Annotated in this window: 26 protein-coding genes and 3 pseudogenes; 11 read left to right on the forward strand and 18 right to left on the reverse strand. The window is 60.2% G+C overall.

Translation table 11 applies throughout. From position 1 onward, the window contains the following. Positions 1-12 precede the first annotated feature (12 nt). The 10 genes from ASB66_RS17275 to ASB66_RS17320 form a co-directional block, all read right to left on the reverse strand. Positions 13-1,752, reverse strand: coding sequence for a relaxase/mobilization nuclease domain-containing protein (locus tag ASB66_RS17275; RefSeq protein ID WP_060718443.1), 1,740 nt, complete (start codon positions 1,750-1,752; stop codon positions 13-15). Positions 1,753-1,993: 241 nt separating this feature from the next. Beyond that, complete coding sequence (locus ASB66_RS17280; protein ID WP_234823931.1) at positions 1,994-2,959, reverse strand: lytic transglycosylase domain-containing protein; 966 nt, start codon at positions 2,957-2,959, stop codon at positions 1,994-1,996. A 47-nt stretch (positions 2,960-3,006) separates the two neighbouring features. Continuing rightward, on the reverse strand, positions 3,007-3,333 hold the full coding sequence (locus ASB66_RS17285) for a DUF736 domain-containing protein (RefSeq protein ID WP_060718515.1): 327 nt from the start codon (positions 3,331-3,333) through the stop codon (positions 3,007-3,009). 32 nt (positions 3,334-3,365) lie between these two features. After that, positions 3,366-3,923: a S26 family signal peptidase gene (locus ASB66_RS17290; RefSeq protein ID WP_060718444.1), complete on the reverse strand. Its 558-nt coding sequence runs from the start codon at positions 3,921-3,923 to the stop codon at positions 3,366-3,368. Beyond that, positions 3,920-4,459 carry a DUF2840 domain-containing protein gene (locus tag ASB66_RS17295; protein ID WP_060718445.1) on the reverse strand — a complete coding sequence of 180 codons (540 nt, stop codon included), beginning with the start codon at positions 4,457-4,459 and terminating at the stop codon, positions 3,920-3,922. The genes ASB66_RS17290 and ASB66_RS17295 overlap by 4 nt, the downstream gene beginning before the upstream one ends. A gap of 261 nt (positions 4,460-4,720) precedes the next feature. Beyond that, positions 4,721-5,596 (reverse strand): replication initiator protein A, encoded by an 876-nt coding sequence (locus ASB66_RS17300; protein ID WP_060718446.1) that lies wholly within the window; start codon positions 5,594-5,596, stop codon positions 4,721-4,723. A gap of 9 nt (positions 5,597-5,605) precedes the next feature. Next, positions 5,606-5,878, reverse strand: coding sequence for a helix-turn-helix transcriptional regulator (locus ASB66_RS17305; protein ID WP_060718447.1), 273 nt, complete (start codon positions 5,876-5,878; stop codon positions 5,606-5,608). Positions 5,879-6,085: 207 nt separating this feature from the next. Continuing rightward, positions 6,086-6,550 carry a DUF2285 domain-containing protein gene (locus ASB66_RS17310; RefSeq protein ID WP_234823932.1) on the reverse strand — a complete coding sequence of 155 codons (465 nt, stop codon included), beginning with the start codon at positions 6,548-6,550 and terminating at the stop codon, positions 6,086-6,088. 31 nt (positions 6,551-6,581) lie between these two features. Next, positions 6,582-6,866 (reverse strand): transcriptional regulator domain-containing protein, encoded by a 285-nt coding sequence (locus ASB66_RS17315; RefSeq protein WP_060718448.1) that lies wholly within the window; start codon positions 6,864-6,866, stop codon positions 6,582-6,584. A gap of 159 nt (positions 6,867-7,025) precedes the next feature. Further along, on the reverse strand, positions 7,026-7,289 hold the full coding sequence (locus ASB66_RS17320; RefSeq protein ID WP_060718449.1) for a DNA -binding domain-containing protein: 264 nt from the start codon (positions 7,287-7,289) through the stop codon (positions 7,026-7,028). Between the two features lie 293 nt (positions 7,290-7,582). On the opposite strand from ASB66_RS17320, the gene ASB66_RS17325 reads away from it, so the two are divergent. After that, the gene (locus ASB66_RS17325) at positions 7,583-7,798 is read left to right on the forward strand and encodes a helix-turn-helix domain-containing protein (RefSeq protein ID WP_060718450.1); all 216 of its coding nucleotides are present in this window, start codon (positions 7,583-7,585) and stop codon (positions 7,796-7,798) included. Positions 7,799-7,979: 181 nt separating this feature from the next. Here the strand turns inward: ASB66_RS17325 and ASB66_RS17335 are convergent, their stop codons facing one another. The 3 genes and pseudogenes from ASB66_RS17335 to ASB66_RS17345 all read right to left on the reverse strand — a co-directional run bounded on the left by ASB66_RS17335 (position 7,980) and on the right by ASB66_RS17345 (position 10,507). After that, positions 7,980-9,176: a hypothetical protein gene (locus tag ASB66_RS17335; RefSeq protein ID WP_060718452.1), complete on the reverse strand. Its 1,197-nt coding sequence runs from the start codon at positions 9,174-9,176 to the stop codon at positions 7,980-7,982. 281 nt (positions 9,177-9,457) lie between these two features. After that, a pseudogene (locus ASB66_RS17340) lies at positions 9,458-9,943 on the reverse strand (PhoU domain-containing protein); the annotation flags it as partial. A gap of 45 nt (positions 9,944-9,988) precedes the next feature. After that, positions 9,989-10,507 (reverse strand): DUF6428 family protein, encoded by a 519-nt coding sequence (locus tag ASB66_RS17345; RefSeq protein WP_060718454.1) that lies wholly within the window; start codon positions 10,505-10,507, stop codon positions 9,989-9,991. Between the two features lie 42 nt (positions 10,508-10,549). On the opposite strand from ASB66_RS17345, the gene ASB66_RS17350 reads away from it, so the two are divergent. The 7 genes and pseudogenes from ASB66_RS17350 (at position 10,550) to arsK (ending at position 15,283) form a co-directional block, all read left to right on the forward strand. Next, positions 10,550-10,906, forward strand: coding sequence for an ArsR/SmtB family transcription factor (locus ASB66_RS17350; protein WP_060718455.1), 357 nt, complete (start codon positions 10,550-10,552; stop codon positions 10,904-10,906). Next, positions 10,903-11,412, forward strand: a pseudogene (locus ASB66_RS26755) (arsenate reductase ArsC); the annotation flags it as partial. The gene ASB66_RS17350 and the pseudogene ASB66_RS26755, both read left to right, overlap by 4 nt. A gap of 42 nt (positions 11,413-11,454) precedes the next feature. Further along, positions 11,455-11,844 (forward strand): annotated as a pseudogene (gene arsN2, locus ASB66_RS26760) (arsenic resistance N-acetyltransferase ArsN2); the annotation flags it as partial. A 5-nt stretch (positions 11,845-11,849) separates the two neighbouring features. After that, positions 11,850-12,923, forward strand: coding sequence for an ACR3 family arsenite efflux transporter (arsB, locus tag ASB66_RS17360; protein ID WP_060718456.1), 1,074 nt, complete (start codon positions 11,850-11,852; stop codon positions 12,921-12,923). After that, a complete protein-coding gene (gene arsC / locus ASB66_RS17365) occupies positions 12,920-13,348 on the forward strand; it encodes an arsenate reductase (glutaredoxin) (RefSeq protein WP_060718457.1) in 429 nt (142 codons plus the stop codon). Before arsB ends, arsC begins: the two co-directional genes overlap by 4 nt. Beyond that, positions 13,305-14,048 carry an arsenical resistance protein ArsH gene (gene arsH, locus ASB66_RS17370; RefSeq protein WP_060718458.1) on the forward strand — a complete coding sequence of 248 codons (744 nt, stop codon included), beginning with the start codon at positions 13,305-13,307 and terminating at the stop codon, positions 14,046-14,048. Before arsC ends, arsH begins: the two co-directional genes overlap by 44 nt. Next, entirely contained in the window at positions 14,045-15,283 is a 1,239-nt protein-coding gene (arsK, locus tag ASB66_RS17375) for an arsenite efflux MFS transporter ArsK (protein WP_060718459.1), read from the forward strand. The genes arsH and arsK overlap by 4 nt, the downstream gene beginning before the upstream one ends. Positions 15,284-15,308: 25 nt before the next feature. Here the strand turns inward: arsK and ASB66_RS17380 are convergent, their stop codons facing one another. After that, positions 15,309-16,229, reverse strand: coding sequence for a DMT family transporter (locus tag ASB66_RS17380; protein WP_060718460.1), 921 nt, complete (start codon positions 16,227-16,229; stop codon positions 15,309-15,311). Positions 16,230-16,643: 414 nt separating this feature from the next. Beyond that, positions 16,644-16,955, reverse strand: coding sequence for a DUF736 domain-containing protein (locus ASB66_RS17385; protein ID WP_060718461.1), 312 nt, complete (start codon positions 16,953-16,955; stop codon positions 16,644-16,646). A gap of 202 nt (positions 16,956-17,157) precedes the next feature. Between ASB66_RS17385 and ASB66_RS17390 the strand changes: the two genes are divergently transcribed. Beyond that, positions 17,158-18,186: an IS110 family RNA-guided transposase gene (locus ASB66_RS17390; RefSeq protein ID WP_060718548.1), complete on the forward strand. Its 1,029-nt coding sequence runs from the start codon at positions 17,158-17,160 to the stop codon at positions 18,184-18,186. 964 nt (positions 18,187-19,150) lie between these two features. Here ASB66_RS17390 and ASB66_RS17395 read toward each other — a convergent pair. From ASB66_RS17395 to ASB66_RS17405, 3 genes are all read right to left on the reverse strand, one after another. Then, positions 19,151-19,447 carry a hypothetical protein gene (locus ASB66_RS17395; protein WP_060718532.1) on the reverse strand — a complete coding sequence of 99 codons (297 nt, stop codon included), beginning with the start codon at positions 19,445-19,447 and terminating at the stop codon, positions 19,151-19,153. 143 nt (positions 19,448-19,590) lie between these two features. Continuing rightward, positions 19,591-20,007, reverse strand: coding sequence for a hypothetical protein (locus ASB66_RS17400; RefSeq protein WP_060718530.1), 417 nt, complete (start codon positions 20,005-20,007; stop codon positions 19,591-19,593). A 289-nt stretch (positions 20,008-20,296) separates the two neighbouring features. After that, on the reverse strand, positions 20,297-22,522 hold the full coding sequence (locus tag ASB66_RS17405) for a ParB/RepB/Spo0J family partition protein (protein ID WP_060718531.1): 2,226 nt from the start codon (positions 22,520-22,522) through the stop codon (positions 20,297-20,299). Between the two features lie 597 nt (positions 22,523-23,119). Between ASB66_RS17405 and ASB66_RS17410 the strand changes: the two genes are divergently transcribed. Both ASB66_RS17410 and ASB66_RS17415 read left to right on the forward strand, forming a co-directional pair. Beyond that, positions 23,120-23,314 (forward strand): hypothetical protein, encoded by a 195-nt coding sequence (locus ASB66_RS17410; RefSeq protein ID WP_060718533.1) that lies wholly within the window; start codon positions 23,120-23,122, stop codon positions 23,312-23,314. A gap of 12 nt (positions 23,315-23,326) precedes the next feature. Then, positions 23,327-25,012: recombinase family protein (locus ASB66_RS17415; protein ID WP_147274052.1), on the forward strand; the 1,686-nt coding region annotated here is incomplete at its 3' end.

The following is a 25,012-nucleotide window of genomic DNA, read 5'->3' on the forward strand; positions in this document are numbered from 1 at the left end:
TTCTTGATTGGATTACATCCCGAGCCCGCGCTTGCGCCCGAAGCTCCAGTCGACGCCGCCGTCGCCGCGCGAGACGCCGGAGACATGCTGGCCGATTTGCTTTTCGAGGGATGGCGTCCAAGGCACGAGCTGGAAGCCGAGGCCGTCGTCGATCATGGCAAAGCGGCCAGACGCGAGCGCAAAGCGCTGTCGATACATCCCGGCGACGTATTCCCCGGTTCCGGCTTTGGTGAACGGCCGGCCGGTGTCGGTTGCGAGCTTCTGGCCCAGGGCGTCGATCTCGCGTTGCCGCAACGTGTCGATCAGGCCTGGCGAGAAACTGACGCCGCGCGATTGCCGCTCGGCGAGACCCTGGCCAACGAGATGTTCGGCGCGCCTATCCATCGCCTGGCGCACCTCGGCGCCGAAGCCACCGCCGCCGAGCGCCACCGGCTCGCGGGCGATCGCTTGCCTGTCGAGCCAGGTTGCGCCCGTCGCGGTGATCTGTCGTTCGACGTTGAGATCGGATCGCACCGCAAGGGCGACGCGCCGGCGGCCTTGGGTATCGTCGAACTTGCGCAGCTCGACGATCGAGCCCGGCGCGCTGTCGCCAGCGGCATCAAGGTCGGGCAGCTTGATGTGATGGGTGCGCCCGTCGGTGCCATCGACCACCGCGTAGGCCGTACCCTTCAGCTCATCATCGAGACCGCGATCGACCAGCCGCCCAACGACAGGATCGTCGAGGCTTTCGCCGGCGAGCACATAGTTGGCCGCGCCGCGCTCGATGCCGCGGTCGGTTAGTCCGCGATGGATGCGCTTGATGATGTCGCCACGCTCGCCCAACTCGCGCAGCGTTCCCTCGGCATTCTCGGACACGACCCATTGGCCGGGACCGACCTGATCCGCGAGGCCGAGCGTCTCCAGCTTCCGCAATCGGCCGACTTTCATCGTGTGGAATTCGTCCGGCTGGCGATCTGGGTGCGGGGCGAGATCGACGACGCCGGTACGGTAGCTGTCCCTGGCAAGCTGCCGGTCGAGATTGGTCCAGCGCTCCGCCTCGATCTGCCGCTCAAGATTGCGGCGGATCTCGTGATCGGTGCGCGGCCCCAGCTCCTGGGTGACAAGATCCTGCGCGCGGGCGCGCATGCCTTCCTTGATGTAGTCGCGGGAAATGACGAGGTCCTGCCCGTCGTCGGTACGGCCGCGCAGAATGATATGGACGTGGGGATTGTCGGTGTTCCAGTGGTCGACGCCGACCCAGTCGAGCCTTGTGCCGAGGTCCTTCTCCATCTGCCGCATGAGGTCGCGGGCGTAGGTCTCGAGGTCGGACATATCGGTCGCGTCCTCGGGCGAGACGATGAACCGGAAATGGTGCCGGTCGTCCTGGGTCCTCTCTGCGAAGGCCTTGGGATCGGCGTCCTCGGCCTCTGGCCCGAACAATTTGGCCTTCTCCCCATCCTGTGTGACGCCGTCGCGCCGGAGATAGCTGAGGTGGGCGGAGAGTGGCGCGGCCCGAGCACTGTGCCGGACGACGCGCGTCTTGATGACGGTGTTGCGCGATCGGCTGGTGAGCAGGCGATTGGCCTGCACAGTGGCGCGCTGGCCGCGCCCGAAATGCGAGCGGTTGCCCAAGCTGATCTTACCGGAGCGCGAGACGCTGCCGCCGGCCCGTTGGGCAGCTGCGAGCGCCTGCGAGATGAAAGGCCGAGCGTGTTGTGCACGGGTCGAGCGAATCCGGCCTGGCCGAATTCGAAAATCGTCCTCGCCGCTCATCGTCGTGGCCCCGCACATCGCGCAAAGCCGATGAAATCCCTGCAGAAATGACCAATGCGCAGGCTGCGCCGATCAGGGGCACCTCGCGTAAATGCGTCATAAGCCCCTGAAAACACACGACCGAACGCAGGCGCACATCGCCTGCTTTTATCTCGCCTTCCCTCGGTCGTGTCTCCCGATGCCCCTCCCCACCCCGCAATACCTACGATCCAGCCCGATGCGCTAACAGAGACCACGACAATCATCGCTTTTGCTCCTCTTCATCGTTGCGGCGCACAAACAGGCCATCGGACGGCGGTGCGAGCGCCGACAGATCGACGATCGTACGAGCGCTAGAGGAACGACCGGAAGGGAGATTGGCGGTCTTGTTATCATCACTATTTCCGGCGAGATAACGCGTGATGAACAACGGTGCAATCGACCATGAAGAGCGCGACGGCTGAACGACCGTGCGATTGACGAGCGCTGTATCCACGTCAATCAGTGACATCACTTTCGCGATGTAATTGACGGTCTCGGTCGGCAGCGGATCGCCGGTGACAAGGTGCTTTTCGTAGCGGCCGGGGCCGGCATTGTAGGCGGCGAGGAAACCCGGCGAGCCATAGAGATCATGCAGTTCTGCGAGATAGGCAGCGCCAGCGAGAATGTTGTCACGTGGCTGATAAGGATCGGCGCCAAGGTGATACCGGGTGCGTAGTTCCATCCATGTCGCCGGCATGATTTGCATCAGGCCCATCGCGCCTTTCGGCGAGACGGCAAGCTGATCATGATCGCTTTCAGCCTGCATGACGGCGCGTATCCATCGTTCGGAAATGGCGAAACGTCTGGCGGCTTCAGTGATGTGCTTTGCCCATGGATCGGACGACGGAGCAACCGTGACTCCACGATCCGACAGAGCATCGGTTTTCAGAGGATCAGCCAATGCTATGCATGGCTGCGTGACGATCATGATGACCGCGACGAACATCGCCGCAATCGCCAAGACAGCCGCGTGAGCACCGCCGTCCCAAAACGCCATCAGCCTGCCATCGTGCTCGCTGCGGTCAAGGGCAAGGCTTCGCCGTCGGCCAATATTTTCCGGACGGTCGACGCCTGATGACGTGTCCACTTCCCGGAAAACAGGCCGCCGCCCCTGACCTCCGTTGCGCGCGACGGCTTGCTCGTAGGCGATCGGGTCGAGGGGATTGATCGGCGCTCGATCGATCAAAGGGATTGCGCCTGAAGGTTCGGGGGAAGGACGGCAGCGCATGACGGTCACGCCTGTTCGTCGCGCCGCGTCTTGCGCGTCCAGTGAAGATTCCAGACATCCTTGCCGGTGTCAGACTCGAACATCCGGGCGCGGATCGGCTCGACGAAGGACGGATCATCTATGGTCACGGACAGATACGCCCCTGCCCTATCTCCGGTGCGGTCCCATGCCGCGCCAATCTCAAGGCCATCGCCAAAAATGCGATGGTCCGGAGCATTTTCAGCGTCGGTTTCGTCGGCTGGCAGGATGGTCACTTCGGCATTGAGGGTGAGCGTGCGGATGCGGCCGAAAAAGCCGTCACTATTGCGGGTGAAGGTCCCGATCTGGGTCATGGGAATCCTTTCGTTGTTGGTGGAACGAGCCATCACGGCTCGTCGGGTACCGGCTCACTGAAGCTGTCTGCGTCCGGATGCGGACCGTCGGTCGTCCAGAGCGGGATCGCCCGACCGATGACGGTTGTGAGGGGAAGCGGCCCGAAATAACGGCTGTCGAAACTTTCGGGTGCAACCCAATTCATGAAGAAGGCTTCGTTCTCGGCGATCTGCCTGCATCCCTGCCAGACTGGCAACGAGCGGCCTTGACTGTCGCGCCCGCGGGCCTGTCCGTAACTCATGCCGTAAGCGGTGATATCAGTGCCGGAGCGGCAAACTTCGGTGCCTCCAAGCGCCAGCACGCGCTTGAGAAGCGGCAATCCCTTCGGCAGATAGCGGCGCTCATCAAGGAAGTTTGCCAGTTCGTCGGGCGGCATAACCACAGCCAGATCGGTGACGTCGATACGATCAACCGGAACGACCCGATAAAGACCGACCGGCGCGCTGGCGCTGGCGTTCCAGATAAGCTTCTTCGGTGGATCGACGAACGCCGCGACGCCGGTGGCGAGTGCGGAAAAGTATGTCACCATCACCCATGCGAAGCGCGTCATGGTGTGCCTCCAGTGCGATCGTTGCCGGTGGTGTTGTCTGCGATTGGGAGAATGCTTCGACGCTTGAGCCAGGCACGATGCTGGTCGCTGGTGTAGGTCCGAAACGGCTCGTTGACGCTGAGGCGATTGTGGACATGCCGCCAGTGATCCGGCGCGACGTCGGCCGGATCGATGCTAAGTGCTTCGATCACGTCGATGGTGTGCAGCACCGTTTCAACCTTCGGCCAACCGTGGATCCGTAACAGGATGTCGCCGCCGGGACGCACAAAAGGAAGCGTCTGGAATGCTTCGCCTGCCGCCACCGCGCGCAGGATATCGATACGGGAAACGACGGTGCCGTAATCGTTCGCGGCCCAACGGACGAAGGCGAACACGCTACCTGGAGTAAATCCGATAATGCGGCGGTGACGATCGATGCGCTGTTCTTCAGCGATCCGGCCGAAGCGGATCCAATGCTCGATCCGCTTCTCGCGCCATGTCAGTTCGACCAGCGTTCGACTGGGCGGAAAGCTGTCGATGTGCATGCCCGTTTTCATTGTCCCGCCCCCGATGTGAATGACGAGAGGGGTGCAATGAGGGCGCAGACGTATGACGCTGCCTGCGATCCACACGCGGCCGGTGCAGGCTGATCCGTTAGAAAGATTCCGAAGGAATCTAGGTTAGGAATGTTAGGGGAGCGAATAACCGAAGAAATACGGATGGTTAAGTCCGATTTCGGTCCCTGATAGCACGGGTATCCAGTCCCCGATAGCACGGGCCTGGCGGTCCTCGATAGCACGGGTCTGTCCACAGCTTGCTCACAGTCTGATCGTCCGGCGGCGCGGCGCGCGGAACGCTGCGATGCCAGACGGATCGGTTGAGGTTGGTTGGAAGGTCAAGCGGACGCGACCGTCCGGATCGGTGACGAGCGCAAGTCGGTAGCCAGGCAGCGGCTGGCGCTGGACGATGCCGCGTAGGTCATAGACAAAGTGCTTGAGGGGCGAGAGGCTGCCGGACTTCAGGTGCAGGTGCTTGAGATCGAAGCTCCAGCCCCATGTCTGGCGACCGCCGTGCTTGCGCACGAGCCGGTAAAGCCAACGCTCAAAGCCGCCTCTGAGATCGAAATAGTCCCGGTCGATGGTGAGGATTAGCGCATCGTCGATGACGCCGGCATAGAACCAGTCAGGTAGGATGAGTTCAATGCCGAGCGGCCGTCCGTGAGCGTCAAGGCGCTCTTTCCATTCGGCGATCCATGAGAAGCGATGCCTGCGCCGTTCGGACGGCTGGCGGATCGTGGTGGCGATCGTGGTGGATTGTAGTCGGTCAAGGGCTGCCTTCAGCCGTTCATAGCTGCGGGCGGAATCGTCCCGGTGGATGAAGGTGAGGATTTCGTAGGGAGTAGCCGACATCAGCCGCGATGTCCGCAGGCCATTGTCGCGGGCTTCGACAATCTGCGACGCGGCCCAGATCAGAATGTCCGCGTCCCATATCGTCGCCATGCCGTGTTCGGCAGTCGCCTCCACGCGGATCGATACATCGCCCATGCGAAAGTCGATCGGCGTCACACGGCGGGATTTGGCGAGTGAGAAGAACGGCCAGGACATAAGGTCCTGTGCGTCGCGGGCGGCGATATTGCCGCCGCTTGGCCGAAACAGCTCAAGCTGCTGTCCCTGATATGTCCTGTGCCCGGGCATCGGCGGCGATCAGCGCGTCATGCCAATGGCACGAGCTGCCATCGACACGTGAGGCATCCGCGCGCTCGAAGCGGCCTCGGAGGTCGACTGGCGTGCGGATGCGTCAATCCAGGCATGAAGGTCGGTGACGGCATAAACGACGCGACCGCCGAGCTTGTGATAGATCGGCCCGGTTCCGTCGCAACGATGCTTTTCGAGCGTGCGGGGCGAAAGATCGAGAAGGCGGGCCGCTTCGGGGGTACGCACGAAGCGCGGCCAAGTGTTGTCGGTTTTTTCCTGCATCGTCTGCCTCCATCGCGGCCACCGTCAAAGCGGCGGGTCGGCTGCGACAATGGCGAAAGAAATGCGGTCCGGCGGAGTGACAAAAATCTGGGTTCTGTAGAAGTGTCCCCCTTCAAGACACGGCGACAGCCGACGTCGTTGAGGGCCGCATTGGGATTGGTGGGAGGGGAATGGGCGTGAGTGAAAACGGGAGACGCTCTGCGTCGGCTATGGCTGGAGCAGGCGCAAATAGCCGCCCTCGATCAGTTCCCGGGAAGTCTTGAGCAAGCGGATGAGACGCCGACGCTCGGGAGCGTTTTTCCAGTCAATGGAGCGCAACTTCTTTACGTCCCTGTTGAGCAGGGTACTCGCAATTTCCTGGCGTGACGCACCGCCAGTCATGCCGTCCCAGGCCCGCAGCATCAGACTCAATCTGTAAATCTGGTAGCGCGAGAACCGTTGCCAGCGGGGTAAAGGTCCGGACGGCTTGCCGGTCAGCCAGCGCTGGAAACGCTGGATGCTCTGTACGCGCTCGGAAAAATGTTCGTCCAAGGGTATAACAACGGCTGCATTCATGGTCTGCGTGCCTTGCGGCAACCATAGCCGGTGATCGCCCTGATCGTCCCTCACAATGGCGTGGAACCCATCCTCGGCTATTTCCCCCTCAATCGACGGGGCGAGCGGATCGAGCAATGATGCGGTATCGAACCCGTCTGCCGCATGCTCAACGATGATCGTAGCGGGAAAGAGCTGCGGTCGCCAGATCGGGCGGGACTTCGGGGCCGACTGAGATGGATCGGCCGGGAAAGGTGACACCCCACAGTCGGGAAAATTCCGCTATAGCGTCGCGCTTTTTCACCTTGCTGGATGAAATCCCATCCACCGTGTCCGCATAGTCCGTCTGGTAATTCTTGTTGCGGCGAAGAAATTCGAATGCGACGTCACTCCGATCGAGACGGCTCAATTGTTCTTCGAACTGCGGCGAACGCCAATCCGGCAATGGCTCCATGCCCTCGTCTCCCCAACGACAATTATGAGAGAAGACGTCAGGTTTTCAGGTCGTGGCCGGTGGAACAATGCAGATAATCGGAATATGCAACCCATCAGAGCGCGACAAGCAAACGGATCTCAATCAGTGGATGTCATCCGTGTCCGATGATCCTGCGCGTCACTGCATACCCGGTTCGAGCAAATGGCGGTAACCGGCCTCGGTCATCCAGCGGGCGCGAGCAAGATGCGTGTCGTGAATGCGCTTGGCACGCTCGGGATCGGCCGCGACATCCAGGCCGAAAATTACGCTGGTCGCTTCACGCCAGTCCGCACCCTCCTCTGCCGCGTCGAGAAGGCGCAGATAGGTGGCAAAATGGGCCTCGTCATAAGCGCTTACCCGTTCAGTCAGCGGCGGGCCGTCATCGAGCAAAGGCTTGCTCATTACTGTGTCCTTAATAAATTCACGGCCGGTAGGACCAATTGATTATCCTCCTGACGAGCAGCATTTTCACTACGGCAGGTTGCAGCATTAGTGGAATGACAGCATACCAAATCGCCACTATCAGAATGCCCACCCCCTGAACATAGGGGATGTTCGTTTCAGTAACTACTGAAGGGCAATAAACCGGTTCGAACGTGTCTGCTTCCGACAATATCCTGTCATTATAACACGCTTGAGACGAATGGGAACTATCGTTCCTAGAACGATAGTTCCGCTTCTGGTTCCCATCGACGATGGATTTGAAGGAAGCCATGGCGGTAAACCTGCGTCGCATTCGTCATGAAAAGAACCTGACGCAAGAAGACTTGTCGGAGCAAGCCGGATTGAGCATGCGCTATGTCGGCGCCATCGAGCGCGGCAAGGTCTCCGCAAGCGTAACAGTGCTCGGTCGTATTGCCGATGCGCTTGGCGTTGATCCGTGCGAGCTGTTGCAAAGGTTTAAACCCTGAAAGCCGTCGGGCGATGAATTTGCGAGACGGGCGGAGCCCGGCGAGCGGCCGTCGCGCCCTCAAACACCGTCCGGACTTCACGGCGCAGCGGGAATCTGGCATGAATCAAAAATCGGAACACCCTGCGGCGGACCGATGGGATCGGGCGCGGCGGAACTGCTTCCGCCGCGCCCGGCATCATTTATGCGGCCTTTTCAAGTAAGACCTTCGCCTTTGCCTCCAGTTCAAGACGGCTGTCCTGATGCGCCTTCGTGCGAGCATGGGCGGTCATGCCCTGCACAAAGTCAAAGATGCTTTCAGGCGGGCGACCTTCCTCCTGCAACACGGTTTCGATGATCTTGCCGGTTTCGGCCTTGGAGAAGCCACGCCTGCGCAGAAAGCTTTCGCGGTCTTCGTCCGTTCGAGCGACGATCCTCTCCCGCGCCGCCTTGATCCCGGCCACGAACGGAGCGGGTGAGGAATTGGCGAAGCTGGACAACGCAGGGGCTGCCTCGTGGGCGAAACGCTGCGCGGCGAACTTGCTGTGCCGGATGGTGATTTCTTCGAAATTTTCGACGCCCCAAAGATTGCGGTTCATGCAAACCGCCCGAAGATAAAAAGACGCGATGCCGAGCGTCTTGCTGCCGACTTCACTATTCCAGCAATAGAAACCCCGGAAATACAGATCCGGGTCTCCGTTCGGCAGGCGTCCGGCTTCGATGGGGTGTGTATCGTCCACGAGGAAAACGAAAACATCGCGGTCACTGGCGTAAAGCGTGGTGGTGTCCTTGGTAATGTCGACGAAAGGGTTATGCGTCATCGTCGCCCAATCCAGAACGCCCGGCACCTTCCACATGGTATCGCCCACGCCGTTGCCTGCAATCTTCATGACGGCTGCGATAAGTTCATGGTCAAAAATCCTGCCGTAGTCCGGTCCCGTCACCGCCCGGAGTTCGATGCGGCCTTGATCTGCCTCATAGGTTTTCACCAGCTCTGCCCGGTGCGAAAGCAAACCGTGCTGTAGATTGATGCCCGCCAGCGGCGCGGGAAGCTGGCGCATATAGGTTGCCGGCGCGCCGACAAGGCTGCAAAGCTGGCCAAAACTCCAATGCGTCGGCGAAATGGGTTCATCTTGTCCGGGAACGATAAGCGCCAACCGTTCCGCATTGTCGCGGCTGGCTTCGACGCGCACGGCTCGGCTTTCCACGGTTCGGGCGGTGGCGCGATCTGCCCGCCCCTTCACAGCGTCGTAAAGTTCGGTGAGCGACAAAAACCGTTCGTCGTCGGGCCGCGAAAACCATTCCGACGAAACCCTGCCGTTATGCTCACCACGGGTCACATCCACGCTGAAACCCTTGTTGACCTGGTGGCCGGTCTGGCTGCTGGCGATGAAATTCATTGTCCTTACTCCTTTGCTATCCCGTAAATGTCGAAGGCATGTCCTCGACATGCTTTCCGGGGGCGCGTGAGCGCGCGGGGATGGAGGGGGCAAATGCCGGCGAGCATGGCCGGCCTGCCAGCGTGAGCGGGACGGAGTGAACAGGATCGGAAGAGTGGCTGCCTTGCCGTTCTGCGAACCGGCCGGCCTGACATGCGCAGGCGGCGTTTTCGGGGAGCAAGGGGAAAAGTTTCCCTTGGCTCCCCCTTTTGAATTTGGAAGACGGGATAGGTTCAGGTTTCTCAGCGTGCAGTGCGCAGTCTGTTTTCGATCAGGAGGCCGCTCTCATCGAGGATCGGATGGGCGACCGACACAATATGGGCGTTGATGCGCTTCAGGCCGCGCTGCACGTCGAGATGTAGCGAGCTGGTTTGCAGGCTGTCGGCGCGGCCGTCACGCAGGCGTTCGAGATGACGCTTAGCCGATTGCTTTTCCATCCGGCGCACTTCGACCTTCATTACCATCAACTCCCTGGCGAGATTGAAGTCGCGGGTAACGAAGATCGGCTGGGCAATCCGCAGGTTGTCGATGGTCAGATCGAAGAGCGTCTTCAACTCCTCGTACCCATCCGCCGAGAGCTTCAGGCTGAGCGAGGCTTTCTTGGTGACCTGCTGCAAGAGACCTTTTTCGATGATGTCACCGATATGATCGAGATTGATCGCGTAGATGATGATGATGATCGACCTGCGGCCGTTCTCCTCGGTAAGGCCCTCCCGGCCAAGCTTGGAGCAGGTAGGCACGTCATCCTGACAGTCAACCGAAATCTGGCGACATCAGCCGCAGCAGGCGCTATTTGTCGCCGAGGGACCACAGCATGATAATGCTTCCTGCTCGGCGAGCCAGCGATCACGTGGCTTGCAGCTGGCCGGTCGCGGCGATAGATCGACGTGCAAGGCGCCGTCACGAAGCGTCGGCATAGCGGCGCGATATAGCGACATTGGCTGCACGCCGTCGCTGACTTCAAATGTCAGCTTCGCGGATCCGTCCAGCTTCACATGTTCCGAGACCATGCGGATGATGGCCGAGAACTTGCCGCCCGGCATATGCGTTCGGCCGTCCTCATCGATGTCCCACAGTTGGACGAAAATCTCCGACCATGCTTCGGGATTTGCACCGCAATCGAGCGCCGAAAAATGTCCAGCCTTGACCTCCGTCACATGGTAGCCCGTCTTCACCGGGTGCCCATCGTAGTGGAACACCAGCGGTAGATCCCGGGCGCCGGCCAGCGTGTCGAGAAGCAAACCAAGGCTGATATCTTCAGATGAGATTTTGCAGTTGTCGATCGCGTTCATTTGCGGTAATCCTCGTTTCAATGATTCAAGGATGATTGAAATATGGACCAACGTCAAGCCCTCGGTGCCTTCGCCGCTCTCTCTCAGGAGACACGTTTGCAGATCGTCCGCATCCTCGTGGTTGCCGGCCCCGACGGCATGGCGGCCGGTGCGTTGGCCGAGAAAGTCGAGGTCTCACCATCGAACATCTCCTTCCATCTGAAGGAGCTTGAGCATTCCGGGTTGATTGCCGCGCAGCGACAATCCCGCTCGATCATCTACACCGCCAACTATGAAGCTCTGGGCGGCCTCGTTCGCTTCCTGATGGAAGACTGCTGCTCCGGACATCCCGAAATCTGCGCGCCGGCCGCCGAGGTTGCCGCCTGCTGCGCTCCGACAGCCAAGGAGAACCTGCAATGACTGCCGAACGCGTTTATAATGTGCTCTTTCTCTGCACGGGCAATTCCGCACGCTCGATTCTGGCGGAATCCATTCTCAATGCCGAGGGGAAAGGCCGCTTCCGCGCCTTCTCGGCTGGTAGTCACCCGAAAGGACTTGTTCATCCCTGGGCGCTGAAAACGCTGGACGCGCTTGGCTATCCCACGACCGGATTCAGCTCGAAAAGCTGGGATGTCTTTGCCGAAGCCGGCGCTCCGCAGATGGACTTCATCTTCACCGTTTGTGACAACGCGGCGGGCGAAGCCTGCCCGGTCTGGCTCGGCCATCCGATGACCGCCCACTGGGGTGTCGAGGATCCTGCTGCTGTCGAAGGTTCGGATATTGATGTCGGCCGCGCCTTCGCCTTGGCGGCACGCTACCTCAAGAACCGCATTACCCTCTTCATCAACTTGCCCATCGCCTCGATCGACAAGTTAGCGCTCGAAACCCAGCTCCGTCAGATTGGCGCGACCGAAGGCGCCACCTCGCTGGCGCTCCTTCCGATCACCGGACATGAAGCTGATCTCCGCAACGCACTCGCGGCGGCCGATCTTCCGACGGATGACCTCGACGAGGACGGCCGGACATTCTTCCGGATCGCACGCGGGGTCGATACGGTGGGCTATGGTGGATATGAACTGTACGGCGACAATGCGCTGCTGCGGTCGGTGGTGATCACGCCTGGCAACCGTCACAAGGGGCTCGGCCGCCGAGCGACCGACCTCCTCCTGCGACGGGCTTATTCGGAGGGCGCACGCACCGGCTACCTTCTAACCACGAACGCCGCTCCCTTCTTCGAAACCCTCGGCTTCAGGCCGATAGACCGTGCGACGGCGCCGGCCGCGATCTTGCAGACCCGTCAGGCGGCCAGTCTCTGTCCGGCCTCGGCAGCACTGCTCGCCAAACCACTGCAGGGATAACAACGATGTCCGCTTTTGAACGCTATCTCACGGTGTGGGTGTTTTTGTGCATCCTCGCCGGCATTGCCCTCGGCCACCTGATGCCTGCTGTCTTCCAGGTGATCGGCGCGGCTGAAATCGCCAAGGTCAATATTCCTGTCGCCGTGCTGATCTGGCTGATGATCATCCCGATGCTGATCAAGATCGACTTTGCTTCGTTAAGCCAGGTCGGTCGTCACTGGCGCGGAATTGGCGTGACCCTCTTCATCAACTGGGCAGTCAAACCCTTCTCGATGGCGTTGCTTGGTTGGCTGTTCATCGGCTATCTGTTCCGGCCAATGCTGCCAGAGGTGCAGATCGATTCCTATATCGCCGGATTGATCATCCTTGCCGCAGCGCCCTGCACGGCGATGGTGTTCGTCTGGTCAAACCTGACCAAGGGCGAGCCGCTCTTCACGCTGTCCCAGGTCGCACTGAATGATGCCATCATGGTGGTGGCATTCGCGCCGATCGTCGGCCTGTTGCTCGGTCTTTCCGCCATTACCGTGCCGTGGGCGACACTGGTGTTCTCGGTCGTGCTCTACATTATTCTGCCGGTGATAGTGGCGCAGATCCTGCGCCGTGGCCTGCTTGCTTCCGGATCGTCGGCTGCTCTCGACCGCCTGCTGAAAACACTCCAGCCACTATCGTTGGTGGCGCTCCTTGCCACGCTGGTGCTGCTGTTTGGCTTCCAGGGCGAGCAGATCATCGCCCAGCCGACCATCATCGCCTTGCTGGCGGTACCCATCCTGATCCAGGTCTACTTCAACTCCGGCCTTGCCTATCTGCTCAACCGGGTATCGGGCGAGCAACATTGCGTGGCCGGTCCATCGGCATTGATCGGCGCCTCGAACTTCTTCGAACTGGCGGTCGCCGCAGCAATCAGCCTGTTCGGCTTCAACTCGGGCGCCGCACTCGCGACCGTCGTTGGCGTCCTTATCGAGGTTCCGGTGATGCTGTCAGTCGTCTGGATCGTCAACCGCAGCAAGGGCTGGTACGAGCGCGGCGCCGCCGTGCAGGCCACCTCTCATTCCAAACCCGAAGCCATTGAAAGGGTCTGACCATGGACGCCACCATCTATCACAATCCGGATTGCGGCACATCGCGCAACACGCTGGCGATGATCCAGAATGCCGGTATCGAACCCACGGTGATTGAGTACCTGAAGAACCCGCCGTCTCGCGAACAGCTTGCGAAGTTGATCAATGACGCCAGTCTGACAGTGCGCGAGGCGATCCGTGAAAAGGGAACGCCCTATACGGAATTGGGCCTGAACGACGTGTCGTTGACCGACGATCAGTTGCTCGACGCCATGCTGAAGGACCCGATCCTGATCAACCGGCCGTTCGTCGTTACGTTGCTTGGCACAAGGCTCGCGCGTCCGTCGGAGGTGGTCCTGGAAATCCTTCCCGAGACGCACAAAGGCGCCTTTACCAAGGAGGATGGTGAACAGGTACTCGACAGCGAGGGTAAGCGCATTGGCTGATCTACCTGCTGCATCGCTGGAGCACTTGCAACTGCCGGATCGGGCTGCATTGCATCCAGCGTTCTCAACCCATAAGCCGCGCATCCTGATCCTCTACGGTTCCCTGCGGACTATCTCATACAGCCGTTTCCTGGCGCTCGAGGCTGGTCGGCTGCTCGAGCACTTCGGCTGCGAGGTTCGGATCTTCCACCCGGATGGCCTGCCTCTGCCTGACGCCGAGCCGGTGAGCCATCCGAAGGTGCAGGAACTGCGCGAGTTGTCGGCTTGGTCGGAAGGCCAGGTGTGGGTGAGCCCGGAACGTCATGGCGCAATGACCGGGATCATGAAGGCGCAGATCGACTGGATCCCGCTGTCGATCGGATCGGTCCGGCCGACGCAGGGCAAGACTTTGGCGGTAATGCAGGTGTCTGGTGGATCGCAGTCGTTCAATGCCATCAACCAGCTTCGCGTTCTCGGCCGCTGGATGCGGATGATCACCATTCCGAACCAGTCGTCGGTGGCCAAAGCCTTCCAGGAGTTCGACGCGGACGGGCGGATGAAGCCATCTTCGTATTACGATCGGGTCGTCGATGTCTGCGAGGAACTGGTGAAGTTCACCCTTCTGACACGGGATGCGTCTTCCTATCTCACCGATCGCTACAGCGAGCGGAAGGAAGAGGCCGAAAAGCTCGAACAGCGCGTGAGCCTGAAATCCATATGACCGAACGTCCGCCGCTTGCCGCCATCCTCGCCCTGGGGCTCACTCAGATCATCGGCTACGGGACGCTCTACTACAGCTTCAGCATTCTTGCGCCGGACATGGCACGGGATCTGAACTGGTCGACGGAATGGATCTTCGGTGCGCTTTCGGCGGCACTTCTCCTGGGCGGACTGAGTGCGCCGTGGCTAGGAAGGGCAATCGACCACTTCGGCGCAGGCCGCGTCATGACAGCCGGCTCGGCGATCGCCGCCGCAGCACTTGTTGCTTGCGCCTTCGCTCCCGGCAAGTCTGCGTTCGTCGCCGCGTTGATCGTGATCGAAGTCGCCGCAAACCTGGTGCAGTATGGCGCGGCCTTCGCGCTGCTGGTGCAAATCCGACCGCAGACCGCTCAACGCAGCATCACCTATCTGACGCTGATCGCCGGATTCGCCTCGACCATCTTCTGGCCAATTACCACGGCACTGCACGCCCACCTATCATGGCAAAACATCTATCTCGTGTTCGCCGGGCTCAATCTCCTGATCTGCCTGCCTCTCCATGCCTGGCTCTCCCACGGTCTTGCCAAGGGGCGTCGACAGGAGCAGACCGGATCGGTGCACGTCATTGAAGGGGTTCTCGGCCCAAACGTCAGGCACTTTGGCTTCATACTGATGGTCGCCGGCTTCTCATTGCAGTCGCTCGTCAGCGCTGCGGTGTTGGTCCATATGGTGCCGCTGTTGTCGGGCCTCGGTCTGGGTGCTACGGCGGCCATCGTCGGCACACTGTTCGGCCCGTCGCAGGTGTTGAGCCGCTTCACGAATATGGTGCTCGGCGGCAATCTGCCCCCACTGGTTTTGGCGACGATCGCCGCCGCGCTGATCCCCGGCGGCGTCCTGATCTTGATCGTCACGGCGCCTTCCGTGATCGGAGCGATGGCTTTTGCCATCGTGTTCGGTCTGGGCAATGGCCTGTTCAGCATTGTCACCGGCACTTTGCCGTTGATGCTGTTTGGCAGCGAGGGATACGGCAGGCTTCAGGGCAAGGTCATGGCCGCGAGGCTGATCGTCTCTGCGACCGCACCGTTCGCCCTGGCATTTGCCATGGCCAATATCGGCGCGACCTGGTCACTTGCGATCACGACGGGGCTCGGCGCGCTCGCGGTTCTGGCGTTCGTTGGGATCGGTCGGCTGACGCATCACCAACGAGCTGGCAACCTTGGCCAATCTGGACGGCAAGCGGAAGTGAGCGGGCACTAGACCCGCTCACAGAAGCACGGCAACGTTATTCTGCTGACCGTTCGGGCGCGATGTTGCGAGTCAGCCGGACCAGCTCCAGCGCGGCGATGATAATCGCTGCTGCTCCGACCCATTGAATCGGAACCAGCCTTTCGCCGAGAAACGCATAAGCCAGCCCAACGCCAAACACGGGAATAAGGTTGAAATAGCTGCCTGCCACGGCTGCTGGAACAGACCGCAACGCAGTGATGTAAAGCCAATATGCCGCTGCATAGTATAGCAAGCCCGATACGGCAGCTGCGGCCACCACGACAATTGGAATGGCCGAAATCTCACCCGGCGAACCAAAGGGCGTCTGCGCGAATAGCAGAGCCAAAGCCCAGCTCAATCCGGCCGTCTGCTGGACAGCGACCACGAAGAGGGGATCGGCTGCCTCGCTGATCTTGCGTGAAAACACGGTATAAAATGCGCAGCAGAGAACGGCCGACAGAAGCAGCAGCATTCCGACCGGGTCGTTTCCAGAATCCGTGAGCCCGCCGGCAACATCCGTGACCAGCGCTACGCCAAGTCCGCCCACGAGCATGACGATAATAAGTCGCCATCCTACGGGCTCTCGTAGCATCACCGCTGCCAATCCGAGGATCATAAGAGGTTCGGCTGCCCACAACAGTGTTGATATGCTCGCAGAAACGCGGGCAAGACCCATTAGGCTCAATGTGTAGGAAATGCCTGGATTGAGAAATCCAAGCATCAGCAACGGGGCAATTACTGATCGTTTGGGAAAGCGCGTGCCACGAATGAACACCGCGACCCAGAGTATGAGCGCACTGGGAGCGAGTTGCAGAACCAGCAGCGTTACAGGTGAAATAGATGTGAGCAGGGCCTTGTTCAACACTGTGGCCGCACCCCAAAGGGCGCAAGCAACAATCAAAAGAACGGCCGGAGACAGGCGCGAATGATGGCGCATGATGACACTCCAGAAGAGGATTACGATGAACGGGAAAATGAACAAGCAGCGTTAGCAGCTCGCGCAAACATCCGCGTCGCAGTGATCGTAACCAGGTCTTCTGGCAGGCCGGAACAAAGGCGTCTTCCTTCGAAGTTGGCAATATCAACCGGAGGTTATCACCTCTAAGCTGTCGCCTCAACAAGCGGAATATAGATAAGTTTGATTTCTCTGGTTAAACAACAGCTCTTAAATTTCCACATGTGCGTCAAGGATTTGCGTATTGCATCAGACACTGCGATGTCGCGAAATATGGACTCTCGCAACCAGAACAATGTGCGCCATTAAAGCGATCGCAGATCTCCGTTTTCTAATGACGGCGGTGGTGAACAAGGCGAAGCCCCGCTTTCGCGGGGCCAGGCCGGTATGGCCTGTTCAGTTGGTGGCGCGGCGGCGGGACCAGATGAGCGCTAGATCCTCGCCTTCCACTTCGACCAGGCTCGCATAGATCGGAGCGGGGAAGCTCGGATCGTCCAGCTTGACCGAGAGGTAGGGGTTGCCCTTGTCGGACTGCTTCTTCCATGCGGCTCCGAATTCCGTGGCCGCCGCAAAGACGCGGAAGTCAGGTCCGTTTTCGTTTTCGCCCTCGGCGGGGACGAATTTCACTGACTTGACGTTGAGGGTGAGGGTCTTGACCGAGCCTGTGAAGCCGTTGTCGGTGCGGGAAAAAGTGCCAATCGTAGCCATCACGTGATTTCCTTTTGCTGATCGGGTCGCGCCCATCGCGATCTCGATGATGGTCGATGGACCGGGGACGATCGGCCCGCACCCAAAGGGCCGGAATACAATGGAGGGCGGCCGACGACAGCTTTTTTGATGATGTGGACACCCCCACCACTACCGCCGAGAATATCGGCAGGGACCAATCAAACGTTGGAAAGGAAACGGGATGTCCAGGCTGACAATCGGAATCGACCTTGCAAAGAATGTCTTCCAGGTTCACGGCATTGATGACAGCAGTCGTGTCGTGATCGCTCAGAAACTCCGGCGCACACACCTTCTTGCATTCTTTGCCAAGCTGGAGCCGAGTCTGATCGGCATGGAGGCGTGCGGCTCCGCGCATCACTGGGCTCGCGAACTGACAGGCATGGGCCATGAGGTCAAGCTGATGGCGCCGGCTTATGTGAAGCCGTACGTGAAGCGGGGGAAGAACGACATGGTGGATGCCGAGGCGATCTGCGAGGCTGTGACCCGGCCGACCATGCGGTTCGTTCCAATCAAAACCGCGTCGCAGCAGTCGATCCTGATGGTGCACAAGTCGCGTGCTCTCCTCATCCGGCAGAGGACCATGCTGGTGAACGCCTTACGAGGCCATCTCACCGAGATCGGCATCGTGGCGCCGGTCGGGATCGAAAGAACGGCAGAGCTCGTCGAGCGGGTGCTCGCACACGAGCCGACAGAGCTGGACGTTCCGCCGCTCGTGACTGACATTGTCGTATCCTTGGCCAGGCAAATCGACTCCCTGACCGCCGAGGTCAGGACACTTGAAGCCAAGATACGCGAATGGCAACGAACGAGCGAAGCAGGCCGCAGGCTTGCGACGATCCCGGGCGTCGGCGTCATCACTGCCACAGCACTGGCGGCGACGGTGCCTGATGCGTCAGTCTTCAGGTCGGGGCGAGAATTTGCCGCATGGCTCGGGCTGACGCCACGATCGAATTCGTCTGGAGGAAAAGAGCGCCTCGGCAGGATCACGAAGGCCGGGAACCGATATCTGCGAACGCTGCTGATCGTCGGCGCGACAGCCGTCCTCAGGCATGTCAGGCATAAGATGCACGGGCCGCTCATCGAGTGGGTCAGGAAATTGTTGTTAACGAAGCCCCCGCGCCTGACGACCGTGGCGCTGGCGAACAAGATGGCGCGGATCGCATGGGCCGTGATGACTCGGCAGACGGTATACACAAACGCCATCGCATAGAAACCGACGCACCAGCGTCACCGAGTTCGGAGGGCCTGCCAGACGATCGTGATGAATACCGGTTCCGCCGGGGATCAGGACAACCCGTTCGCGAGACTGCATCTGCAGAATGCGCTTTTTTGATTGGGACCATGATCCGCGGATTTCATCAAGGCCCGCGGCCGTTCGGCCGATCATCAGAGAGGCCGGACATATGCGAGCAGCCAGCCGGGTTCAAAAAGATCAGAAGAAAGGCTTGACCGAGGGGGTGTCCACATATGCTTCGCGATGCAAAGCCGTAGGCGGCGGAAAAAAGCTGACGGCGGACGTTGCGGGATCAAGATAGAGGCGGCGCTCGCGTTGCCGGTCTTCGGTCAGACCAGATCAATCGAGTTCGAGGTGGGCGTGATTTGTTCAGTCGGGAAAAGGAATTTATGTGATGGCTGATACTGATCAGCGCTTTCCCCGCTGAGCACTAACATCGGCTTTGCTGGCTCCCTTGAGAAGAGGACGCTCACCCTCAACGCCAAGTCGGTGAAACTACCCGCTTGCAATTCGGGAAAACAAAAACGGACGTGACTTTCGCCTTCGCATTTGCCCAGAGAAACGAGTTCGCCGCGTGGATGCATGGTTCTGTCACAGCAGGGCCATCCGCTGTCTCTCGGTCAAGCTGGACGGTCGGGGCCTCTCACTCGGATCATCGCGACACGGGCATGGTCGAGGTGGATGCCGAGAATTGATGCAGCCTCATCCGACGCCGGTCCATCACTCAACAGGCCACGGTCTGGTTTCGTGAACGTGGCTGGCTTCCTCGCGAGATACCCACCGCCGCCATCCCTTGCGTCAGCGATCGTTACCGAAGGCGAAGACCCGCAAGGGGCTTTGCGAGTTGCCACAGGCAGCGAGTAGAGCACGGCCCAAAGGGGACGCTATATCCACCCTCTCGGCGCACATCTTTCCCTTCCGAGCAATGTAGAAATTGCCGTTACTCAATGGTTTCCACGATCTCGTAGCGTTTGATAAACGCACCAACGCCGTCATTGAGGAATGCGAGCAGCGTGTCTTTCGACACCGGGAGCGTCTCGATCTTCTCGATATGCATGCGCGGCCACTCCCCGTCTGGATCGGCGATGATGTCATTTCGAAGCTCCAGGACGGCTGCTCGCGCTGAATGAACGTCGCCAAAAAAGTTATCCGGAATGCCTGTGTAGGCCCACCGTTGCTCCTCTGGCTCTGTGGCTGCTGAATAGGTGTAAAAAGTAAAAGACGGTTCCTGAGACACGATTTCCTCCGACATACTACGCCCGGTTTCCCGGATTTCATGAACGACGCCACCAACATAACCGATGAGTTCCGGCTCTAAAACTGTAGGATTCTACAGTGCCACCGTCGCCCCATGCGCGCTCGTCGCGCTTTCGAGACATTTCATCTTTCATGGAGCCGTGACGGATTGGCCAGCTTCGATAGTGCGGACAAACCGACGAATATGCCGCCAGCGACACAGAAGGTTTGACGCCAGATTTCAGAGGGAATGGCTTCGCGGGTTATGCCATGCACGAGAGCATAGCCTGCGATGGCGGCAGGGATCGCGAATATCAGAGCTATCACAAGGCTCAGGCCCGGTGAGCGCAGCGTGGCAACGAGGTAGGCCAGAAGGCCGTAAGCCGCCACACCTGCGAACAGCCCGACGATGCCTGCGCCGACAAATCCGGCGCCCGTCGCGAAGGCAAGGCGCGTCACGGTGACAGCGAACAGGAACGGCAGAGCGTAAGTCGCCAGCGTATAGGCAAGCGCGCACATTGCGCCGATCAGTACAACGGACAACATTGTCAGCGGAACCATCTCTGGACTCCCTAGATTTCTCTGCATGGTCAATTCGGCGCGTCATGAACATAAACTCGCCGGATTGTGTTCGAGCGACGATTATTCCGGCATGGCCGCGATCGGGTGGATGCTGAGCCGGGGCTCCCTGATGCGGCCAGCATCGTCCGCTGCTCCGTATAGGCTCTCATTGTCGTGGTTCCTGGGATCCGGTCGAGGTTTCCGGCCGCGCCCGTTCGGCGCGGCCGGAATTTTCCTCGGGCGGTAGGGAACAGGCCGGAACCGCTCGCGCGGCTCCGGCCATGGCTGTTCACTCGGCGGCAATATGGAAGGCTGCACCCTCCACCTCTACGCGACTTCCTTCAACACTATAGTCTGTCGTGTCGATGGCCGGTGCTTCCGGTTCAAGTTCGACAGCTTCCGGGGTTTCGACAGTTGCATGCCCTGCCGTTTGCGATGCGGTGCGTTCGGTGCGCAGCAATGGTGGCAACCATCCGGTCCCAGCCAGCAACTGCTCTGCGGCTTCCGCCATAGGCTGCTTCTTCATAGCCGCGATGCGATCCGCTGCCTCGTCGCCCACGGCTTCCCGCACGGCTGCGAGAATATGCGCCTTGGTGACGCGCCCGAAGTAGGTGCGCACCGTTGGCGTCCACTGCTGGTTCATATCCAGCACAAGCGCCGTCGCCAGCTTATCGGCAGTCCGCTGCGCACGGGGCCGCTGTTCCCATGGCAGCTTGAGGGCATTGACGGTCAGCGATGCGCAATGGGCGAACAACGCCATGATGCTCACGTGATCCAGGCCGGCGATGACGTCCCAGAGGTCGCCCACGTTCTGCGGCATATCTGCCGCCCATCCTGCATGACGATCCGCCAGCATCTTCGCCGCCGCCGTATCCTCTATACCGTCCGCATGCCCGCCAAGCTGCGAACTGGTGGGGCGGATTTCGAGATCATGGACGTCAACGCCGCGATAGAACGTCTGTGCGGCAAGGGCGTGGGTGACGGCAATCAGGGCGATATCCGGCTGCTCACCGAGAGCGAGGCGAAGGCCAAGCGTCCGGTGCGCCGTCAGGTCGCGGGTGAGAAGATCGGTGAGCGGCTGACCCGCATCGCCCTCCTCCTCTTCCTGCGGCGCAAGGCCGGATATGTGATTGCCCTCCCCGAAACGCTCATCGTCTTCGATAACTTCCCCGTCTGCATTGACGCGGACACCATCGATGACGCCTGCGGCATCCACCTGTTCCGGTTCCGGTTTTTCATCCTCGGCGCGGATGAAGCCGCGCTCGATGCGAGCCGTTCCGTCATGGTTTAACGTCACGAAGACGCCGCCCCGGCTGATGTCGTCGGGATCATGACCTTCGCGCATGGCGTCGATCCGCTCGATCTCTGCTTCAAGCTCGGCAAAACGTTCGTCCACATCGGGAGGCAAGTCGTCGTCCGTATTCTCCCATTCCGCCGTCAGGTGATCGAACTCCTGCCTCGCTGCGGCATAGGCGGCTTCGTCTGCCTCGGAAAGCTCCACCGTCTGCGGATAGATACGCCGCATGCCGTGAGCGTGCGGGAAATCGATGAAGGCTTCCACCCATTTCCAACCTTCCGCTTCTCTGAGGTCTGCGGCGATCCCCTCCAGCTTGGCGATGACAAGCTGGTCCAGAAGTGCGGGATCGTCATAATATCCGCCGCGATCCTCGGTAAACAGGTCGCGGAAAATGGTCCCGCCCGCTTCCGTATAGGCCTCCGGGCCGACAAATATTGCCTTGCGGTCGTTCGCTTGCACATGCGTCCGTGTCAGGTCGCGGCGGATCGTCCACGGTTCGCGATTATAGCCAAGGCCGGCATAAACCTGTTCCTGCCGCGCATGGTCGTCGGTGATAGCAAAGGCCATCAACTGATCCAGCGTCAGATCGCCGTCGCGGTAGACCTGCATCAGTTTCGGGTTGACTGCGCCAAGACGCATCCGCTGCTTCACCACATGCGCCGTCACACCGAAGCGGGCAGCGATTTCCTCGGCTCCCCATCCACGATGTTCGGCAAGCTCGCGAAACGCCTCGAACTGGTCTGCCGGATGCATCGCCTCGCGGGTGACATTTTCGTCAAGGCTGATTTCCTGAGGATCGTTTGCGGTATCGAGAACGCACCGAACGTGTTCAGTCTTCCCGATCTGCTTGCGCTTGACGCGCAACAGATGCGCCAGCCTGCGGCCTTCGCCGACCGTCACGAGATAGAGCCCTGTCGGTTCGCCCACCTCGTCCGTCTCCGGTTCCACCACAAGGTTCTGCAGCATGCCCTTTGCGGCGATGCTGGCCGCGAGCGCTTCGATATGCGCCTCGCTGTGCGGGGTCTTCCTCGCATTGCGCGGCGACTTCTTGAGCTTGTCGAGGGGAATGAAGAGTTCTGCCCCGCTTATGGCTTTCGGTGCTGGCAGCGCAGCAACTACGTCTGCCACCGCTTCCCCGACGCTGCGGATATCCGCAGTCGCTGCCGTCACCTCTACCACCGTCGCAACTGTGACGGCCTTCTTCTGTGTCCTTGCCATTGTTCCAATCCTTTCCCGTTAATGCCGGAGGCATGTCCCCGACATGCCTCCCGGGGGCGCGTGAGCGCGCGGGGATGGAGGGGGCAAATGCCAGCGAGCATGGCCGGGCTGCGCGGCGAGCGGGACGGATTAGATCTGTTGGACAGTGCATGCCTATGCCCCGGCCTGCGAGCGGGCGGTCCTGCCATGCGCAGGTGGCGTTTGCAGGGGAGAAAGGGGTAAGACCCCTTGGCGTCCCCCACGATCGGCAAGGCATCGGCCGCAGCCGATCAGAGAAAAGCGAGCGCAGCTCTCCTTATGTCCATTGGCGAGTGCAGGTTCTACGATCACGCAAAGACGCGGGCTGTCATGAGATGAAGAACGCAAAATAATTCTACTTGAAGGGGGATTCGCCCGCCGCTAAATTCAAGTATTCTTACGCAAATGCCCTCTGTTTCCGCCGCATGATCTACGATCGACTGCGTGGCGGTGCGACAAGGGACGGTGCACTACACTGGAGGTCGCTGTCATGCCCGCGATTTCGCATTCAAATCCGCCGGTTGCCGGCCCAGTCTTTCCCCGGAGCGGAATGGTCCGCTTATGGGCGAGGATCGTGTTGTGGCAAAGCGGAAAGGGACAGCGGCAAACAGCGTGCGGGTCGTGCTCGCACCCGCCGACGATATGCCGGTCTACGACACGTCAAAGCCCGATCCTCGCCTCCGGGAACTTGTCCGCTTGCTTGCGCGACAGGCTGCCCGTAAATTCGTCGAAGCCGAGCAGGAGCGTGCCACCCGCGAACGCCTCCTCAAATAGGGAGGCCATCTCATGAAGGTTGCGCTCTACGCACGCTATTCATCTGACAATCAGCGCGATGCCTCCATTGAAGACCAGCTTCGTATTTGCCGCACGCGTGCCGAGCGTGAAGGCTGGACAATCGTGGACAGTTATACCGATCGCGCCATTTCCGGTGCCTCTCTGATCCGGCCGGGTATTCAGGAACTGATCGCCGACGGACTGAAGCGGCGCTTCGACGTCATCCTGACAGAATCGCTCGACCGCCTTTCGCGCGATCAGGAAGATATTGCCGGGCTCTACAAGCGCATGCGCTTTGCCGGTGTCAGCATCGTTACGCTTTCGGAAGGAGAAGTCAGCGAACTCCATATCGGTCTCAAGGGCACGATGGGCGCGCTTTATCTGAAAGACCTCGCCGACAAGACACGCCGCGGCTTGCGCGGCCGGGTCGAAGAAGGCAAATCGGGCGGTGGCCTCTGCTACGGCTACGACGTCGTGCGCCACGTCGACACATCCGGGGAAACCAGCCGCGGCGAGCGCACGATCAACGAACCAGAAGCAAATATCGTCCGGCGGATTTTCACGGAATATCTGGCGGGTAAGTCATCGCGCACGATCGCCATGGTGCTGAACGGCGAAGGTGTGCCAGGGCCACAAGGCAGCGAATGGGGGCCATCGACTATCCATGGCAATCCGAAGCGCGGGACCGGCATTCTGAACAATGAACTGTATATTGGGAAACTGGTCTGGAACCGCCTTCGCTATCTGAAGGATCCGGACACGGGTAAACGTGTCTCGCGTCTCAATCCGGAAACGGATTGGGTCGTAAACGACGTGCCGGATCTGCGCATCGTCGATCAGAACCTGTGGGACGCGGTGAAGAAGCGGCAAGACCAGTTGGCGCTGGAACCGGGAACCCAGCCTGGGGACAACCGTATTCTGAACGAGCGCCGCCGGCCAAAGCATCTGTTCACGGGCCTCATCAAATGCGGCTGCTGTGGTGGCGGCTATTCGATGATTTCGAAGGACATGCTCGGCTGCACCAACGCCCGGACGAAGGGCACTTGCGACAACCGGCTCAATATCCGCCGCGACACGCTCGAACAATCCGTGCTGAATGGGCTCGACAAGCATCTGATGGAACCGGAGCTCTACAAAGAGTTTTGCGAGGAGTTCACGCGAGAAGTAAACAAGGCGCGGATGGAGGCGCGCGTTTCCATCGACGCCGCGCAAACCGAAACGAAACGGATCGACCGGGAGCTTGAGAAGATCCTTGATCTCTATCTCAAGGATGCTTTGCCGGTGGATATGGTCAAGGAACGCAGCACCAAGCTCGAGGCACGCAAGAAAGAGCTGGCCGGCTTCCTCGACGATGCGGAGGAGCCACCTCCCCTGCTCCACCCCAATCTGGCCAAGTATTATCATGAGGAAATTGCCACCCTTCACGACCAGCTTGGCAACGAGGACACGCGAGCACTCGCGGCCGACAAGCTCCGCACGCTGGTCAGCCGCATCGATCTCGTGCCCGATGGTGCGGAACTGCTGATCGTACTGCGCGGCGATCTTGCCGCGATCCTGACGTTTGCATCCGGCAAGAGGAAGTCCGAGTTTCTCAACGAGAAGGCAATCCTGGAAGAACTAATTGACCGCGCCGCTGGGATTGAAGGACAAAAACGCAAAAAGCCCCACGAGGGGGCTTTGTTCGGATCGCAGGGATCG

Source organism: Gillisella vitis, assembly GCF_001541345.2.
Lineage (GTDB): Bacteria > Pseudomonadota > Alphaproteobacteria > Rhizobiales > Rhizobiaceae > Allorhizobium > Allorhizobium vitis.

Excerpts from the sequence above, each read along its gene's own strand:
- ASB66_RS17335 (WP_060718452.1), bottom strand. The coding sequence starts at position 9,176 with ATGAATTTCATCGCCAGCAGCCAGACCGGCCACCAGGTCAACAAGGGT.
- ASB66_RS17350 (WP_060718455.1), top strand. The coding sequence starts at position 10,550 with ATGGACCAACGTCAAGCCCTCGGTGCCTTCGCCGCTCTCTCTCAGGAG.
- ASB66_RS17275 (WP_060718443.1), bottom strand. The coding sequence starts at position 1,752 with ATGAGCGGCGAGGACGATTTTCGAATTCGGCCAGGCCGGATTCGCTCG.
- ASB66_RS17390 (WP_060718548.1), top strand. The coding sequence starts at position 17,158 with ATGTCCAGGCTGACAATCGGAATCGACCTTGCAAAGAATGTCTTCCAG.
- ASB66_RS17285 (WP_060718515.1), bottom strand. The coding sequence starts at position 3,333 with ATGACCCAGATCGGGACCTTCACCCGCAATAGTGACGGCTTTTTCGGC.
- ASB66_RS17300 (WP_060718446.1), bottom strand. The coding sequence starts at position 5,596 with ATGCCCGGGCACAGGACATATCAGGGACAGCAGCTTGAGCTGTTTCGG.
- ASB66_RS17325 (WP_060718450.1), top strand. The coding sequence starts at position 7,583 with ATGGATTTGAAGGAAGCCATGGCGGTAAACCTGCGTCGCATTCGTCAT.
- ASB66_RS17320 (WP_060718449.1), bottom strand. The coding sequence starts at position 7,289 with ATGAGCAAGCCTTTGCTCGATGACGGCCCGCCGCTGACTGAACGGGTA.
- arsH (WP_060718458.1), top strand. The coding sequence starts at position 13,305 with ATGGTGAACAGGTACTCGACAGCGAGGGTAAGCGCATTGGCTGATCTA.
- ASB66_RS17380 (WP_060718460.1), bottom strand. The coding sequence starts at position 16,229 with ATGCGCCATCATTCGCGCCTGTCTCCGGCCGTTCTTTTGATTGTTGCT.
- ASB66_RS17305 (WP_060718447.1), bottom strand. The coding sequence starts at position 5,878 with ATGCAGGAAAAAACCGACAACACTTGGCCGCGCTTCGTGCGTACCCCC.
- ASB66_RS17385 (WP_060718461.1), bottom strand. The coding sequence starts at position 16,955 with ATGGCTACGATTGGCACTTTTTCCCGCACCGACAACGGCTTCACAGGC.
- ASB66_RS17295 (WP_060718445.1), bottom strand. The coding sequence starts at position 4,459 with ATGAAAACGGGCATGCACATCGACAGCTTTCCGCCCAGTCGAACGCTG.
- ASB66_RS17290 (WP_060718444.1), bottom strand. The coding sequence starts at position 3,923 with ATGACGCGCTTCGCATGGGTGATGGTGACATACTTTTCCGCACTCGCC.
- ASB66_RS17345 (WP_060718454.1), bottom strand. The coding sequence starts at position 10,507 with ATGAACGCGATCGACAACTGCAAAATCTCATCTGAAGATATCAGCCTT.
- ASB66_RS17315 (WP_060718448.1), bottom strand. The coding sequence starts at position 6,866 with ATGGAGCCATTGCCGGATTGGCGTTCGCCGCAGTTCGAAGAACAATTG.
- ASB66_RS17400 (WP_060718530.1), bottom strand. The coding sequence starts at position 20,007 with ATGGTTCCGCTGACAATGTTGTCCGTTGTACTGATCGGCGCAATGTGC.
- arsK (WP_060718459.1), top strand. The coding sequence starts at position 14,045 with ATGACCGAACGTCCGCCGCTTGCCGCCATCCTCGCCCTGGGGCTCACT.
- ASB66_RS17405 (WP_060718531.1), bottom strand. The coding sequence starts at position 22,522 with ATGGCAAGGACACAGAAGAAGGCCGTCACAGTTGCGACGGTGGTAGAG.
- arsB (WP_060718456.1), top strand. The coding sequence starts at position 11,850 with ATGTCCGCTTTTGAACGCTATCTCACGGTGTGGGTGTTTTTGTGCATC.